At 36.9% G+C, this 16637-nt stretch carries 18 protein-coding genes and 1 riboswitch; of the genes, 12 read left to right on the forward strand and 6 right to left on the reverse strand.

Going from position 1 to position 16637, the window contains the following annotated elements; translation table 11 throughout:
- Window positions 1–11 precede the first annotated feature (11 nt).
- On the forward strand, window positions 12–1046 hold the full coding sequence (locus JCM9157_RS07170; protein WP_035663393.1) for an agmatine deiminase family protein: 1035 nt from the start codon (window positions 12–14) through the stop codon (window positions 1044–1046).
- Between the two features lie 12 nt (window positions 1047–1058).
- The gene (aguB, locus tag JCM9157_RS07175) at window positions 1059–1934 is read left to right on the forward strand and encodes an N-carbamoylputrescine amidase (protein WP_035663395.1); all 876 of its coding nucleotides are present in this window, start codon (window positions 1059–1061) and stop codon (window positions 1932–1934) included.
- Window positions 1935–2168: 234 nt separating this feature from the next.
- Here aguB and JCM9157_RS07180 read toward each other — a convergent pair whose 3' ends face one another.
- The 3 genes from JCM9157_RS07180 to proV are packed head-to-tail and all read right to left on the reverse strand — an operon-like array spanning window position 2169 to window position 5170.
- Entirely contained in the window at window positions 2169–3092 is a 924-nt protein-coding gene (locus tag JCM9157_RS07180; protein WP_035663397.1) for a glycine betaine ABC transporter substrate-binding protein, read from the reverse strand.
- The gene (locus tag JCM9157_RS24975) at window positions 3092–3940 is read right to left on the reverse strand and encodes an ABC transporter permease (RefSeq protein WP_035663398.1); all 849 of its coding nucleotides are present in this window, start codon (window positions 3938–3940) and stop codon (window positions 3092–3094) included. The genes JCM9157_RS07180 and JCM9157_RS24975 overlap by 1 nt, the downstream gene beginning before the upstream one ends.
- The gene (gene proV, locus JCM9157_RS24980) at window positions 3941–5170 is read right to left on the reverse strand and encodes a glycine betaine/L-proline ABC transporter ATP-binding protein ProV (protein ID WP_035663399.1); all 1230 of its coding nucleotides are present in this window, start codon (window positions 5168–5170) and stop codon (window positions 3941–3943) included.
- A 291-nt stretch (window positions 5171–5461) separates the two neighbouring features.
- Between proV and JCM9157_RS07195 the strand changes: the two genes are divergently transcribed.
- From JCM9157_RS07195 to JCM9157_RS07210, 4 genes are all read left to right on the forward strand, one after another.
- Window positions 5462–6004: a GbsR/MarR family transcriptional regulator gene (locus JCM9157_RS07195; protein ID WP_035663400.1), complete on the forward strand. Its 543-nt coding sequence runs from the start codon at window positions 5462–5464 to the stop codon at window positions 6002–6004.
- A 41-nt stretch (window positions 6005–6045) separates the two neighbouring features.
- The gene (locus JCM9157_RS07200; RefSeq protein ID WP_035663401.1) at window positions 6046–6636 is read left to right on the forward strand and encodes a DNA-3-methyladenine glycosylase; all 591 of its coding nucleotides are present in this window, start codon (window positions 6046–6048) and stop codon (window positions 6634–6636) included.
- A gap of 155 nt (window positions 6637–6791) precedes the next feature.
- On the forward strand, window positions 6792–7175 hold the full coding sequence (locus tag JCM9157_RS07205; RefSeq protein WP_035663402.1) for a hypothetical protein: 384 nt from the start codon (window positions 6792–6794) through the stop codon (window positions 7173–7175).
- Entirely contained in the window at window positions 7172–7387 is a 216-nt protein-coding gene (locus JCM9157_RS07210; protein WP_052013003.1) for a helix-turn-helix domain-containing protein, read from the forward strand. The genes JCM9157_RS07205 and JCM9157_RS07210 overlap by 4 nt, the downstream gene beginning before the upstream one ends.
- Before the next feature lie 81 nt (window positions 7388–7468).
- On the opposite strand, the gene JCM9157_RS07215 is transcribed toward JCM9157_RS07210, so the two are convergent.
- Both JCM9157_RS07215 and JCM9157_RS23895 read right to left on the reverse strand, forming a co-directional pair.
- Window positions 7469–7792: a helix-turn-helix domain-containing protein gene (locus JCM9157_RS07215; RefSeq protein ID WP_035663403.1), complete on the reverse strand. Its 324-nt coding sequence runs from the start codon at window positions 7790–7792 to the stop codon at window positions 7469–7471.
- A gap of 193 nt (window positions 7793–7985) precedes the next feature.
- Entirely contained in the window at window positions 7986–8114 is a 129-nt protein-coding gene (locus JCM9157_RS23895; RefSeq protein ID WP_081734095.1) for an anti-repressor SinI family protein, read from the reverse strand.
- 604 nt (window positions 8115–8718) lie between these two features.
- Here JCM9157_RS23895 and JCM9157_RS07220 point away from each other — a divergent pair.
- A complete protein-coding gene (locus JCM9157_RS07220; RefSeq protein ID WP_035663405.1) occupies window positions 8719–11133 on the forward strand; it encodes a S8 family serine peptidase in 2415 nt (804 codons plus the stop codon).
- Window positions 11134–11183: 50 nt separating this feature from the next.
- Here the strand turns inward: JCM9157_RS07220 and JCM9157_RS07225 are convergent, their stop codons facing one another.
- Entirely contained in the window at window positions 11184–11489 is a 306-nt protein-coding gene (locus JCM9157_RS07225) for a DUF3817 domain-containing protein (RefSeq protein WP_035663407.1), read from the reverse strand.
- Window positions 11490–11670: 181 nt separating this feature from the next.
- Here JCM9157_RS07225 and JCM9157_RS07230 point away from each other — a divergent pair, with 181 nt between their 5' ends.
- The 5 genes from JCM9157_RS07230 (at window position 11671) to JCM9157_RS07250 (ending at window position 16598) form a co-directional block, all read left to right on the forward strand.
- On the forward strand, window positions 11671–12570 hold the full coding sequence (locus JCM9157_RS07230; protein WP_035663408.1) for an SDR family oxidoreductase: 900 nt from the start codon (window positions 11671–11673) through the stop codon (window positions 12568–12570).
- A 225-nt stretch (window positions 12571–12795) separates the two neighbouring features.
- Window positions 12796–14451 carry a putative bifunctional diguanylate cyclase/phosphodiesterase gene (locus JCM9157_RS07235; protein WP_035663409.1) on the forward strand — a complete coding sequence of 552 codons (1656 nt, stop codon included), beginning with the start codon at window positions 12796–12798 and terminating at the stop codon, window positions 14449–14451.
- A 91-nt stretch (window positions 14452–14542) separates the two neighbouring features.
- A complete protein-coding gene (locus tag JCM9157_RS07240) occupies window positions 14543–15739 on the forward strand; it encodes a class I SAM-dependent rRNA methyltransferase (RefSeq protein WP_052013004.1) in 1197 nt (398 codons plus the stop codon).
- Window positions 15740–15770: 31 nt separating this feature from the next.
- Window positions 15771–15868: riboswitch (guanidine-I (ykkC/yxkD leader) on the forward strand.
- 61 nt (window positions 15869–15929) lie between these two features.
- On the forward strand, window positions 15930–16283 hold the full coding sequence (locus JCM9157_RS07245) for a DMT family transporter (protein WP_369384705.1): 354 nt from the start codon (window positions 15930–15932) through the stop codon (window positions 16281–16283).
- Window positions 16284–16598: a DMT family transporter gene (locus JCM9157_RS07250; RefSeq protein WP_035663411.1), complete on the forward strand. Its 315-nt coding sequence runs from the start codon at window positions 16284–16286 to the stop codon at window positions 16596–16598.
- Window positions 16599–16637 lie beyond the last annotated feature (39 nt).

Genomic DNA, 16637 nt, shown 5'->3' on the forward strand with positions numbered 1-16637 from the left:
AGATGGACGCAATGTATCCTAGAGAATTAGGTTTTAAGATGCCAGCTGAATGGACCACTCATCAAAGAACTTTCATATCCTGGCCTGTGAAAGAATCAATGGTATATCCTGATGATTATAAAATTGTTTGGGATGGCTATACGGAATTGGTTCAGGCAATTGCTGAATTCGAACCTGTTACAGTGATAGCAAACCCAAGTGATATAGAAGAACTTAAAAAATTATTTGCAACTGACAGAGTTGATGTACTACCAATCGAGCATAATGATGCTTGGCTTCGTGATAATGGACCGACATTTATTCAAAATGATCAAGGTGAAATAGCGGGTGTAAATTGGGTATTTAATGCTTGGGGAGAAAAATATTCTCCATGGACGTTAGATGATCAAGTAGCTCCTAAAATTCTTGAGCATTACAATATAAAGCAATTTGATGCCCAACTTGTTATGGAAGGTGGCTCTTTCCACGTTGACGGTGAAGGGACGTTACTTACGACAGAAGAATGCCTGCTTAATCCAAATCGAAATCCTGATTTAACTAAAGAATTAATTGAGCAATACGTTAAAGACTATTTAAATGTGGAAAAGGTTATTTGGCTTAATAAAGGTTTAAGTGGCGATGAAACAGATGGTCACGTCGATAACGTTGCTTGTTTTGCCGCTCCTGGAAAAGTAATCATACAAGTTTGTCATGATCCAAGTGATACTAACTATCAAATTACACAGGAAAACCTTGAAATTTTAAGAAATGCAACAGACGCACAAGGACGTAAACTGGAAATTATTGAAATAGAGCAGCCACCAGCTGTATATTTTGAAGACAGCAGGCTAACACTTAGTTACTTGAATTTTTATTTTGTTAATGGAGGCATTATTTTGCCGATCTTTGGTGGGACGGCCCAAGAAACCGATCAAAAAGCGATCGACGTGCTTCAAGCGACTTTCCCCGATAGAAAGATTAGAACGATTGACGGTATGGCGATTATCAAAGAGGGCGGAAATGTCCATTGTACGACTCAGCAAATGATAGTAGATCAATCGAAATAGAGGTGAATAGCATTGAGAAAAGTAAAAGTTGCCGCTACTCAAATGGGTGACCAGGGTAGTGTTGAAAATAATATTAAAAAAGCAGAAGAGCTTGTGCGTGAGGCTGCAAGCAAAGGGGCTCAAATTATTCAAATACAAGAACTATTTGAAACACCTTATTTCTGTCAAAAAGAAAAGTCCGATTATTATATCTATGCAACAGAAGTCGAAAAAAACAAAGCTGTTTCACATTTTAAAAAAATTGCAAAAGAACTTGAGGTTGTTTTGCCTATTAGTTTTTATGAAAAAAAGAACAATGCAAGATATAATTCATTAGCGGTTATTGATGCAGATGGAGAAATACTTGGTGTTTACCGTAAAAGTCATATTCCAGATGGCCCTGGTTATGAGGAGAAATTCTACTTTAATCCTGGGGATACTGGTTTTAAAGTATGGGATACTCGTTATGGGAAAATTGGCATCGGAATTTGTTGGGATCAATGGTACCCTGAGGCAGCACGCTGTATGGTGCTAATGGGGGCTGAAATTCTATTTTATCCGACTGCTATTGGTTCGGAACCACATGATTCAACAATTGATTCAAAAGACCACTGGCAAACGTGTATGTTAGGTCATGCTGCTTCTAACCTCGTACCTGTAATTGCTTCAAATCGAATTGGGGTAGAAGAAGATGAAGATTCTAAAATTACATTCTACGGCTCTTCATTTATTGCTGGACCTCAAGGAAATAAAATAGAGGAAGCTGGTAGGACTGAGGAAACTGTTTTAGTGGCAGAATTTGATCTTGACGCTCTTGATGTACAAAGAATAGAGTGGGGGATCTTCCGTGACCGTCGACCTGATTTATATAAAATTATTACGTCTTATGATGGTGAGTTAACGGTATAACTTTTTTTAGTGATCTAATTAAAGAATAGCTTAACAAAGTGGAATGAAGCGGAAGGCACTTGACTCCTGCAGGAAAAGAGGAAAGGGCAAGACACCACAGACGAAGTCGTGGTGGCTTGGCTTTCTCCCCGCGGAAAGCAAGTGCCTGTAGCGTAATGAAACGGGTTCGTTAAGCGAATCCAACAAATTATATGAAAAGAGCCCAAATCATAGGATTTGGGCTCTTAACAATTATTATTCTTTTACTAAATCTTCAATTGAATCAATATCCATGTAAGTCGGTACAACTAATCCTAAAGCTGTTCCGTGAAGGTTTGATCCTAAATCTTCGAAGTCACCTTCATATTGTGCGTAGTAATCTGAGTGAGTAGTTGGCAACCATGCTCCAACTGTCGCATCACCACTACCTGTTGCAACACCAGCCCACATTGGACCTGCATCAACTTGTGTAAGGTCTACATCATAACCAACTGTTTCAAGCACATGACCTATTACATTTGTACCTGCGATAACATCGTCCCAAGCTACATATAACAATGTAAAGCTATCACCTTCAACAGCGTCAACACCTTCTGTCCACGTAGCAACTAAGTCAGCATGTTCACTTACAAATTGTTCTGCAGCTTCATCTGGATTCATGCCATCATTGATTAAAGCCATTGTGTACTCGATATGTTCAGGCTCCCATTGGAACTGACTCAACAATTGGTACGCGCTAGGATGATCAGCCTCTAATCCTAAACGAGCAATTGTATGAACATCTTCAGCACCACCGTAAAGGTTTAATGGATCTTCTAAGTATTTCAGATCGAACTCAGAAAACTTCCAGTGTGGACTCCAACCCGTTACGATAATAGGCTCTTCATTTTCATAAGCACTAGCTAGAGAAGCAGCCATTGCTGCACCAGAACTTTCAATAACTGTCCAATCATCTTCTAGTCCATATTCAGGTAATACGTCGTTAATAGTAATGTTCATTAAACCTGCGCCAGGATCAATCCCGACAATTGTGTAGTCAACTTGTTCGCCAACTGAAGCTGATGTTTCTGCACCGCCTTCTGCTGGTGTTTCTTCCGTTGTAGCATCTTCACTTCCACATGCTGCTAAACCTAAAGCTAAAACAGATGCTGTAGTTAAACCTAATAATTTCTTAAACATTAATGTGTTCCCCCTTGTTTTTTCTTTCCTATATTTTGAGTAATCCGGTCTAAAATAATGGCAATAATGACAATAGCTAGACCAGCTTCAAAACCAACTCCAGTTTTAATTTGGGTCACAGCTCGGTACACTTCAGTTCCAAGTCCAGGAGCACCAACCATGGCTGCAATAACAACCATTGATAAAGCTAACATGATACTTTGGTTAATTCCTGCCATAATCGTAGGCATGGCAAGAGGTAGTTGAACTTTTAATAAGCGTTGTTTCGTTGTCGAACCAAATGCGTTGGTGGCTTCAATCAGATCTTCTGGAACTTGTTGAATCCCAAGAATCGTTAATCTTATCGTCGGCGGCATTGCAAAAATAACAGATGCGAATACGCCTGGAACGACACCAATATTAAAGAAAAAGATGGCAGGGATTAAGTAAACAAAAGCTGGCATTGTCTGCATCAAATCTAAAATAGGGGTGACAACTTGCTTAACTCTCTTGCTTTGTGATGCCCAAATCCCAATAGGAATTCCTATCACAATCGTGACAAAAACCGCGGTAAGAACAAGAGCGAGCGTCTTAATCATATGTTCCCAGTAACCAAGGTTCCAAATAAGGAGTAAGCCTAGTACGGCAAACAAGGCAACTCTCCATTTACTCGTTTTCCAAGCTAGTAGAGCGACTAACAAGATTAGTAGAAAAGGAGGAGGCAAAATAAGAAGCCACTCTATCCCATCAACAACACCTCGTAAAATGACACTAATGACTTGGAACACACCACTTAAGTTTGAAGTTAACCAAGCAACGAAAACGTCAATCCATTCAGCCAATGGGAGTTTAGGAATTAGATCTTCCATTTAAATCACCTCCGGCTGTGAAACTAAGTTATTAATATGTTCTTCATTTCCTGCAAGAGCTCCAAGGACCGCGCCTTTTACTAGAATACCTTTTAAACGATTTTGCTCATCGGTAACGGCAACAGGCACCGTTGCATTTGAAACTTCCTCAAATAAATTCGTGAGGTACGTATCTGGAGTAACAGTCGTTACATTTGATTCAGTAATATCAGCTAACGTCTGGTTTTTTTCTATCGCAGCAGAAGCTGCATCAGCGGTAACGGCTCCAATTAACGTTTTTTGTTTATCAACTACATAGATGGAGGAGATTCCAAGTTCTTTCATCAATTTAAGAGCAACGCGTGGTCCTTTATCAACTTGAACCGTTTCTGCACGTTTCATAATATGAGAAGCGGTAAGAACTTTAGATAAATCAACATCTTCTACAAACTTCTCGACATACTCATTGGATGGATTCATTAGAATTTCTTCAGGACTACCAATTTGAACAATTTTACCATCTTTCATTAATGCAATCCGGTCGCCAATTCGTAACGCCTCATCTAAATCATGAGTAATGAAAACGATCGTCTTTTCAACAGAGGACTGCAGTTGAAGGAGTTCATCTTGCATGTCTTTACGAATAAGTGGATCAAGTGCACTAAAGGCTTCATCCATTAATAACACATCTGGATTATTAGCAAGTGCCCGAGCAAGACCAACACGTTGTTGCATTCCACCACTTAATTGGCTAGGATACTGGTGTTCATAGCCTTTTAACCCTACTAACTCTAAAGATTCTTGAGCTTTCTTTTGACGTTCATCTTTCGGTACACCTTGTATTTCAAGGCCGTACTCCGTATTTTCTAGTACAGTGTAGTGAGGCAATAACGCGAATTTTTGAAAAACCATACTAATTTTTTTTCTTCGTACTTCTCGAAGTTGGTCATTCGACATCTTGACCACATCGTCGCCATCAATCAAAACTTGGCCGCTAGTCGGATCTATTAACCGATTTAAAAGTCTAACAAGAGTGGATTTCCCGCTACCTGAGAGTCCCATTATGACGAAAATTTCACCCGTTTTAACTTCGAAGCTTGCTTGATTGACCCCGACTGTGCAGCCAGTATTCTTTAAAATCTCAGCTTTAGATGTACCATCTTTAAGCTGTTTTGAAGCCTGTTTAACATTTTTACCAAAGATCTTTGTTACTTGATCTACTTTGATTTTTACCTGTTTGTTTGAATTCATTTTTTTCACCTCTTCATATCCCTTATTTATTCTATAGGCTTTTGAGACTTTTACACAAAGAGCAGAATACAGCAAATTCAGTCTATATCGTTTGTACAGTTAAAACTGTACGTACTAAACACAACATATGCATATAAATACTCTTGAATGCTTCAAGATCCTTTTCATTCCCAATTTCAGTTTTCGTTTTTCGTATGGTAATCTTAAACCAGTGATGTACGTTTAAGGTGGGAAAACCCTTTTATGAAAGGCTATTAATCGGATAACTGAAACTCACAGGGAAGTGATGGGATGAATCAAAAAGAAAAATTAGAGAATGCTAGAGCTCGATTTATTGACTCTATGGCACAAAATATGAATCTTTATGGCATTACTCCGTCCGTTGGTCGGTTATATGGACTGCTTTACTTTAATCAACAACCAATGACGTTAGATAGTATGAAGGATGAGCTTGGGATGAGTAAAACGAGCATGAGTACATCGGTTCGTCAACTACAGGAGTTGAAAATGGTTGAAAAAGTTTGGAAAAAAGGAACGAGAAAAGATTTATATCAATCACTAGATGACTGGTATGAAACGTTTTCTGATCTTTTTTCAGTTAAGTGGCGAGCGGGTATTTCTTTAAATATGACGACAATAGAGAGAAATTTAAAGGAATTAGAGGAGATAATAGAAGATAGTGAGACATCTTTAGAAATTAAAGAAGCTGCAAAAATGGATAAAGAAAAACTAATGTACGCATTAGAATATTATGACTGGTTAACTAGGCTAGTTGATAGTATTGAATCGAAAGAGATCTTTGATTTTATTCCGAAACAGGTAGATAAATCTTAACATAACGGGGATTATTCAGAGCACCCCTAGGAGGTTAGTGGATGGAAGCTAAACCTTTAGAAAGAGTTTTTTTTAACCAACCAACACTTGAGTTAGCTCGTGCATTAATTGGTAAATTACTAATTAAAGATACGGCTGAGGGACTTTCAGCAGGTTGGATTGTAGAAACAGAAGCGTATAAAGGGCCCGAGGACCGTGCAGCGCATAGTTATGGAAACAGAAGAACAAAACGGACAGAAGTGATGTTTGGTGAGGCAGGTTTTATTTATACGTATGTGATGCACACCCATTGTTTAGTGAATGTTGTAAGTGGGGAGAAAGAAAAACCTGAAGCGGTGTTAATTCGTGCTGTTGAACCTTATATAGGGATAGATTTAATGTTTAAAAGAAGAGGAGCTAATAAAAAGGAAGTTGAGTTAACTAATGGCCCTGGTAAGTTAACAAAAGCACTAGGTATTTCAAAGGAAGACTATGGGCTACCTGCCTTTCAACCTCCACTTTTCATTGCAGACGGAAGAGAAGTGGACAAGATTGGTTGCGGACCACGAATAGGCATCGACAATAGTGGCGAAGCGAAAAATTATCCGTGGCGTTTTTGGGAAAGGGACAATCCGTTTGTATCGAGAAAATGAGTTAGAATGAAAGTTATCCTTCTCGCCTAGCAGGGAAGGGTAATTTTTTTTATTCTGTTTATTCTTTATAAAGAACAAAAAGTGTTTACTGTTTCTTTTATTAGGAGTATAATGTTCTTTAATAAGAACAAAAAATAATCCAAAAGGAGGATTAAATGAACCAGACATTTGTTTCAGAACAACCACTAATAGGGAAAATATCAATCTTTCAAGTAGAAGGTAAAGTAGTAGATTCAAAATTAACGTCAATTGCTATTATAGAAATAACAACTAGATCTTTACTGTTTTCAAGCTCATTAAAATTTCCACTTTCTGAATCTGTCATTTATCAATTAAAAACAAGCATTGCAAAAAATGAAATAGAATTGTATGGAACAATTGTGAAATCAATTAGTCAAACAGGTAACGATGTTCATCACTATCAGTTTAAATTTCTAATGAGTAGTGATCAATTTCTTCCTTTCCTAAATGATGATGAGATACCAAGGCTTTTTAAGCAAAAGAACAAATACGTTAACACTGAGGAGTCTATAAGATGAATGGAGGTAACATCAGGTTATTAAGAGAAGAAAAAGGGATGACACTTAATGAACTCGCTGCACAATCAGGAGTATCAAAATCTTATATTAGTTATATCGAAAGAGGAATGCAAAAAAATCCTAGTATTGCAGTTTTAGAAAAGATTTCAACAGCACTAGGAATAGATTTTATTCAACTTATTGAGACGTTAAATGAGCCTGTTAAAAAATAATAGAAATGGGGTGACTTTTAAAGCAACAGCCGCTTAGGTTTCAAGCAAACGAATGTCCTATGCTGAGTCACCCTCTGTGCTTTAAGATTGTTTATTTTTCCACTTATTAAACTCTAAGTATTCACGAAACTGATCTTTCGTAATACCAGAATCCATTGCTTCCCTAACCAACTCAACCCATGAAGAATCTAAGTCTTTTTCATACGGGTTATCCTCATTTAATAAAACCTCTACGGTCACTCCAAGTACGGAGGAAATCTTCTCTAAAAATTGTATAGATGGATTTGATTGAATATTTCTTTCAATTGAACTCAGATAAGATTTAGCAACACCAGCTCTTTCGGCTAACTCAGAAAGAGATAATCCCTTTTCAAGCCGGTATTTTTTTACGCGTTCACCGATCATGATATCGTTTCCTCTCTGCCAATAATGTTACTAAGATTATAGCAGGATCATGGTTGTTCTGTAAATAGAACCACTGTATTACAAAGAGGATTCCTACTTTCAATTAAAAAGACCCATGTTTGTTCGTTGCACATTCATTATAAAGAACAACAGAGGTATATTGAATCAATTCTAGAAAACCTAATATCAATTACTATGTAGTAATTGGCCGATTCCGTAAAAAGTACTGAATTTCTTCATAAGTTAGTCCTATATTTTTTGCAGTGAGAATTAATTCAATCCAATCTCGATCAAGTTCAATCTCTTTTAACTCATGTTTCATTTTGGTCCCCCCTATTACCGTTGTTCTTTTTAGCGAACTATATGGAGATTATAGTATGTTTTTGATAAAAAATAAAGATAATAAACAAAATTTGTTCTTAATAAAGAATAGGTTAGTCTTTGACTAGATGATTAATAATTTAGAGAAATACTGCTGAATTCGTAAAAAAATCAGGCTTAATTTATTTTTTTTCGTAAAATAATTGTCATTTATCTTGTTTTTTCTGAAAAGAGAGACTTTTGTATTGAGTCTAGGTTACTAAGAATAATGTATAGATTAAAAGCAGTATTTTAGATAGTTAATTTTGTTATAGCGTTTTTATTAAGAGATTATTAAGCTGATGTAAACCAGCTGTGTATACAGATGAAAATAGACTTTATTCCTAAATGGTCTTCGTTCGAAGTTGAGATATTCGTAATTAGTATGATTCTCACATTTCTGATAATTTCAAAGGTTTTTAATTAAATATCTTGTATTATTACGAGAGTAGAAATATTACTGAGACATTTTTTTAAAGGAGGGTCTATTTTACTTAGTCCAAAAGGTTAGTTCTAAATTAGGACAAGCATGAATTATTAAATTAAAATTAGGGAGCTGTTTAAACATGCGAAAAAAATTCAATCTTTTCGTTATTTATTCATTGATCGTCATGTTAACTGTTTCTAGCTTTGGTTTTAGCGCAAGTGCTAACCAAACTGGAACAAATCTAGCAACATTGCATTTGGAAGTTGATGAGTTATCAACTAAACTTGTTACCGTTATTGTTGAGTTGGATGAAGAATCGATTGTGGAAGCAAAGCATCAAGGGAAGAACCAAACAAAAGCGAACCTTGAAGCAGAACGTACTGCAGTAATTGAAGCAGTAGAAAAAGCAGTGCCCACTGCTGATGTAAACTTTGAGTATGAATATGTATTCTCTGGTTTCTCAGTAGAGCTTGCTGAAAATGATATTGCTAGTCTTGCAGCAGTGCCAGGAGTTAAGGCAGTATATGCGAATGAGACTTATGAAGTATCTTCAATTGAAGAAGCTGAACTATTAGATCCTGAAACATTCACACCACTTATGGCTGATAGCGCTCCATTTATTCAATCAGATGAAGCATGGGCTGAAGGTTTTACTGGTGAAGGTGTAACAGTTGCAATTCTTGATACAGGAGTTGACTACACGCACCCAGATTTAGAGCATGCGTTTGGTGAGTATCTTGGCTGGGATTTCGTAGACAACGATGCTGATCCGCAAGAAACACCAATTGGTGATCCTCGTGGTGCTTCAACGAATCATGGTACACATGTTGCTGGTACAGTTGCAGCAAATGGTGCTATTAAAGGGGTAGCTCCAGACGCTACACTATTAGCTTACCGCGTATTAGGTCCTGGTGGCCGAGGAGCAACTCAAGGAATCATCGCAGCAATTGATCGTGCTGTTCAAGACGGTGCTGATGTTATGAATCTATCTTTAGGAGCATCTGTCAATAATCCTGATTATGCAACAAGTCTTGCGTTAGACCGTGCAATGGCTGATGGTGTAGTTGCTGTAACATCTAACGGAAACAGTGGTCCTAACAACTGGACAGTTGGTTCACCTGGTACATCTCGTGAAGCGATTTCTGTAGGTGCAACAACATTACCTTTTAACTTATACTCTTCAACTATTACAACAGCTGGTGATGTTGAGTTTCCATCGGCAAAAGTAATGGGTTATCCGAGTGACGAAGCTATTGAAGCTTTAGATGGTAAAGAATATGAGTTTGTTCATGTTGGTCTTGGGGCCCGTGCAAACTATGAAAACGTAGATGTTAAAGGTAAAGTAGCATTAGTAAGTCGAGGAGATTTCTCTTTTACTGATAAGGCTATTTTTGCAAAAGAAAAAGGCGCTGTAGCTGTTATTCTTTACAACAATACAGCAGGTGAACAACCAGATATTCCTGGGATGGAGTTACCAACGATTAAAACAACTCAAGCTGATGGTCGAAAATTAATTACAGAACTAGAAGCTGGAAACAACACAATTTCGTTCAATGTGGAATTTGTGGAGCGTCTTGGTGAAACAATGGCTTCATTCTCTTCTCGTGGTCCTGTTATGGATACATGGATGATCAAGCCAGATGTTTCTGCTCCTGGTGTGGCAATTGTAAGTACAGTTCCTACTCATAATCCTGCTAACCCGCACGGTTATGCATCAAACCAAGGTACAAGTATGTCAGCTCCACACGTAGCTGGTGCTGCAGCTCTTATTTTAGAAGCACATCCTGATTGGAGTGTTGATTTTGTTAAAGCAGCGTTAATGAATACGGCTGAAAATATGATTGATCCTGCAACAGGTGAATATTACGCTCATAACAGTCAAGGTGCTGGTTCTATCCGTGTCATGGATGCGATCAATACAGAAGTTCTTGTAACTCCTGGAAGTCATTCGTTCGGAATCTTTACAAATGAAGACGAGAAAGAAGTAAGACGTCAAAGCTTTACGATTCATAATCTTTCTGATCAGCGTAAGAGATATTCAATCGAATTTACTGGTCATGAAGGAATTAAAGTTCAAACGAGTAACAATCTTCAAGTACAGCCAGGCAAGACACAAAACTTAAACTTTGGAGTTCAAGTTGACGTTGCTAAGCTTGAGCCTGGTTACTATGAAGGTACATTCCTAATTAAAGATGGAACAAAAACAATTGAAGTACCAACAATTCTATTCGTTCAAGAGCCTGACTATCCGTTCCTAACTGGGCTTTCACTAGCACTTTCTGGTGGAAATTTAATTGGACAAGTTAACGTTCGTGGTGGAGCGGAAGAATTTAATTTAAGAATCCGCAATGCTGATACGAATGTATTACTTGCTGAACCAGCAAAAGCAACAAATGTAGCAAGCGGTATCCATAGCTTCAGCTGGGATATGACGATTGATGGTCAACCATTAACGCCTGGTCGTTACCAAATCAATGCTTATGCTAAGCGCTTTGGTCATGAGGTAGAAGTTACTGGTGGAGTACTTACGATTAACCCAAATGAAGAGAACTAATTAACACTAAAAAAACTGGCTTCCAATTAAGGAAGCCAGTTTTTAATTTGTTAAATGCCCTTCGTTACAGGACCGTCATCCTTTAACAACTTCGCATCAAAGATAAACGGACCAAATGGCATAACGGAAGCTACACAAGCAAGGAATGATTTCTTATAAGACCAACCTTCATTCATCTTCATATACATAACCGCCCCAATATATAAAATGAACAAAGCCCCATGTGCTGCCCCAACATATGTAACCATTAAAGGCATATCCATCATGTATTTAAGAGGCATGGCAATAAACAGAAGAAGTAGAAAAGACATCCCTTCTAAAAAACCGATCATACGAAATGCTTTGATTGAATTCATCTTGTCCACTCCTTTAAGAATCAATATTTAAAAATGTGCTCCTTCTATTATAGCAAGTCCATCGTGAAACATGTATTAACATTTGATGAACCATTTTTTGAGACACGTGATATAAGCCTAGAGAATAGGCTATAGAGGAGTTTATTTAAAATGATGAGTGAATTTGAAGGAGGTTTTATCTTTGTATCCTTATTATCCTTATTATAATAAAGAAACAAAATGTGAGGAGCAACCTATTGCGTTTCCTGCGCAAGAACAAGATCGGCAACCGGGACTAGAGTATGTTATGAAGCCTTTACCTATTTCTGAGAATCCTAATTACAAAGCTGCTGGGAAGTTAAAAGATAAAGTAGCAATTATTACAGGCGGAGATAGTGGAATTGGTAGAGCGACGGCCATTGCGTTTGCAAAGGAGGGTGCAGACGTTGTTATTGTCTATTTAGATGAACACAGAGATGCGGAGGCAACGAAGCAAAGAGTAGAGCAACTAGGTTCTAAATGTGTAACCATTCCAATTGACTTAAGAAAGGAACAGGCTTCTACAACGGTTGTCAAACAGACAATTGAAACGTTTGGTCGAATTGATATTTTGGTTAATAATCATGCTGTTCAATTTGTTCAAGAATCAATTTTAGATATTTCAAGTGAACAGTTAATGAACACTTTTAATACGAATGTTTTTTCTTACTTTCATATGATAAAAGCAGCTCTACCTTTCATGGAAGCTGGAGACTCCATCATTAACAATTCGTCGATCACTGCTTTTAGAGGACATGAGAGGTTAATTGATTATTCAGCTACAAAAGGGGCAATTACTACATTAACACGTTCGCTAGCATTGTCTTTAGCAGAGAAAGAAATTCGTGTGAATGCTGTTGCACCAGGACCAATCTGGACCCCATTAATCCCAGCTTCGTTTCCTGCTAAAGATGTAGAAGTATTTGGTACAGATACACCAATGAAACGTGCAGGTCAACCTTTTGAACTAGCGCCGACTTTTGTCTATTTGGCATCAGACGATTCTCGTTATGTAACGGGACAGACATTACATGTTAACGGGGGAGATTTCGTTAGTTCTTAGTATAGAAAAGGGTGTCTCAAAAGATATGAATGATCTTTTGAGACATTTTAATTTAGTGAACATATTGCAACTGAGTTTTGCTAACTATCTTTTTGGGATTGTATAGAAACGTTTGATTAAAGCGAAAATGGATAAGAGAATGGGAACTGTTTCGATAGGCTAAACAATTGATTAAATTGTGACGATATAACTATAAATAGTTCGTGAAGTGGAGGTGTCGCACTAGTGGAAGAAAAATTTATTGCTTTATCAAATGTCATTAAAGCGTTTGAACATATGTATGGCATTGTTTTTCTGATGGAATTCAATCAACAGCAATTTATTTATCGGTTTGTAAGCCCTAAAGCGAAAGAACTTGCTTCATTAAACGATGATTGCATTGGAAAATCTATTAATGATGTGTATCCAGACTACATAGCAGAACATATCCGAGCTCTTTACGAGGAAGCAAGAAAAACGAATAAACCTGTAATCGTACAAGATAAGTTTAATATGGAATCAGTTAATGAAGTAGCAAAATTAGTAGTTATTCCAATCTCTGAAGTTTACTTTATAAGTTATACAGAGAGAACGCTGATAAAAGAAGCATCTAAAATAGATTTATTAACGGGTTTGCCAAGCTATCCAATTTTCATTGAGAATTTAGAGAAAAGTCTAAATAATCTCTCTAATCAACCTGTTGTTCTATTTTATATTAAACTCCTTCCAATTAATAAACAAAAGCTTAGAAAAGAGATGAATCAAGGAACGTTTGTGATTGAATTAGCCAAACGTATTCAAGCATTTATTCAAATTGAAGAAGCTCAACTAGCTCGTGTCATTGATGATGAAATGATTTGCTTTATAAAAATGGGTAGAGGTGAAGGCTCAAAGATTACTGAGCTACAGCTAGCTATCTCAGAGCCTTTTTTACGATCAGGAATCAAAGTGGTTATGGAAACGGCAATAGGTGTTACCTTTATAGAAGTTGAAGGAAAAACGGTAAATACATTAATAAATGAAGCTTATCATGCGATGTTACTCGCTAAAAAGCAAAAAGGGAATACCATTTCAGTTTTTAATGAGCACCGACAAACAGCTGAGATTGGTTTGAAACCAAGCGTGGAAAATGAATTGTTTAAGGCCATCGAGAGAGAAGAATTTAAGCTATTTTTCCAACCAATCGTTCATGTAGAAACAGGGAAAGTCCATTATGAGGCTTTGTTGAGATGGTTTAGTGCTAAGTTAGGTTCGGTACCTCCTGATGCGTTCATTGTTGTAGCTGAAAATAACGGCTACATTAAAGAAATTGATGCTTGGGTCATTGAGAATGTATGCAAGACAGTAGCTACTTCAAATTGGATAACAAAAGTATCCATTAATTTATCAACGAAAACACTCGAATTAACCAATTTCGAACAAACTCTGTTAACAATCTGCCAGAAATATGAAATCCATCCAAACCAAATTGAACTTGAGTTAACCGAGCATAGCTTACTTGATGATGAAAAAGTGTTAATTAATAAACTTTGTTCACTGAGAAAAGCAGGTTTCCAGGTAGCCATTGATGATTTTGGAATGAGACATGCTTCTTTTAATTATTTACGAGTTCTTCCTGTTGATAAAATTAAAATAGATAAAGCATTTATTGAGGATATCCATCAAGACTCTAAGGAATATGTAATTGTTACTTCGATCTTATCCTTAGCTCAAAAGCTTGGTGTTAAAGTAACGGCAGAAGGAATTGAAACAGACGAACAAGCCAAGCTTATGATGGCTGTGAGTTGTAATGAATTACAAGGTTACTTGTTCAGTAAACCAGTTCCTGTTGATGTTTTAATGAAAATGGAACAACATACAACAGATAAATGGAAGAAACTTAAAGCAGAAACAACCTTATGATTGAGAGATGATCATAAGGTTATTTTGCTATTCGAAGTTAAAGCGTTTAACATGTTAAAATAAGAAAAAAGTGAACCAGATAGGAGAAAGTATGAGACCTACTTTTACATTACATATAAACAAGCGTGACACGCAGAGAATGAAAAAGGGATATCCTTTAATAACGGAAAAAAATCTAACAAAAAAGCTTCCAGTAATTACAGAGGGAGCAATTGTTGATGTAAATGACGAATCAGGTAATTTCTTAGGAAGAGGATATTATGGCAAACAAAATAAAGGAATTGGCTGGATCTTAACGAGAAATCAAACAGAGAAGGTTGAAGTTGCTTTATTTAAAAGTCGATTAAAAACAGCAATTGAACATCGAGAAAAGCTTTTTCAAGATTCTTCGACGACCGCTTTTCGAGTATTTAACGGAGAAGGAGATGGAGTTGGTGGTCTAACGATTGATTATTATAATGAGTTTTATGTATTCACTTGGTATAGCGAAGGAATTTATAGCTTTAAAGAAGAAATTTATCAAGCTTTTCAAGAGTTAAGGTCCTTCAAAGGAATATATGAGAAAAAACGCTATGCTAGCAAAGGCGAGTATATAGAAGACGACGATTTTGTCATGGGAGAACGAGGCGAATTCCCACTGTTAGTTAAAGAAAATAATGTTCAGTTTGCCGTGTATTTAAATGACGGACCCATGGTTGGGGTGTTTTTAGATCAAAGGGACGTTAGAAAGACAATTAAAGAAAAATATGCAAAAGGAAAAACGGTTTTAAATACATTTTCTTATACGGGTGCTTTTTCAGTTGCTGGAGCACTTGGTGGGGCTGCAAAAACAACGAGTGTCGATCTAGCGAAGCGAAGTTTATCGAAAACAATTGAACAGTTTAGTGTGAATGACATTGATTATGAGTCTGAAGACATTGTTGTTATGGATGTGTTTCAATACTTTAAGTTCGCGAAAAAGAAACAATTACTGTTTGATTTAGTTATCCTAGATCCACCAAGCTTTGCAAGATCTAAAAAACACACATTTAGCGCAGCAAAAGACTATACAGGTTTGTTACAAGAAGCAATTGCGATAACAAATAAAAATGGCGTCATTGTCGCTTCAACGAATTGTAGTACATTTAATATGGAAAAGTTTCATACGTTTATAAAAGAAGCTTGTAGAAAAGAAAATGTATCATATGAAGTAGTTGAACAGTTTTCCCTACCAACGGATTTTAAAACGATTAAATCATTTCCAGAAGGTAATTATTTAAAAGTCGTTTTCTTAAAAGTGAAAAGTTGATACAATTAAAAGGATTCGTTTCTAATTTAATAAAAGAGCATTCTAGGGTTCCGCATAAATCTTATGGTCTGGTCCGAGAGAAGGCACATAGATGATCTATGGACACGGAGGGAGAAAAGCCCGGGAGGTACTGTCAACACTTTTGATAGGACGTTTCGGGCTTTTTTCTGTTGTTTGAGGAGGAGAGAAAATGAAAAAGCAAATGAATCTAGCTTGGCCAGCTGTACTGATAGCTGTATTTTTTGAGGTAGGTTGGGTTATTGGGTTAAAGCATGCCGTGACAATGGTTGAATGGGGGGCAACTGCAATTGCTATCGTGGTCAGTTTCGTATTGTTAATTTGGGCAGGTAGTAAGCTTTCTGTTGGAACCGTATATGCTGTTTTTGTAGGATTAGGTACAGCAGGAACGGCTATAATTGATTGGTTTATTTTCTCTGAGTCTATGAACCTTTTAACGGTCGTTTTCCTGATCCTATTGTTAGTTGGGGTGATCGGCTTAAAGGTTTCTTCAGAAGAAAAGCAAGTAGAAAGAGGTGTTGAATAAATGGAGTGGGTTTGGGTCATTTTCGCAGGTTTATTTGAGATGGCTGGTGTGGCTATGATTAATCAGTTTAATAAAAAACGAACTATTTTATCGTTAATACTTTTAATCAGTGCTTTTGGCTTAAGCTTTTTCTTTTTGTCGCTTGCGATGGTTGTATTACCAATGGCAACAGCCTATGCAGTGTGGACGGGAATTGGCGCGGCTGGTGGAGTTTTAGTAGGAATGATTTATTACGGTGAATCAAGACATTGGAAACGGATTTTCTTTTTAAGTTTAATTATTTTATCAGCTGTAGGATTGAAATTTGTTTCTTAATAGTCTGAAAATGTTTCACGTGAAACAGGGTTAATTTCT

Source organism: Halalkalibacter akibai JCM 9157 (assembly GCF_000513135.1).
Taxonomy (GTDB): Bacteria; Bacillota; Bacilli; order Bacillales; family Bacillaceae_D; genus Halalkalibacter; species Halalkalibacter akibai.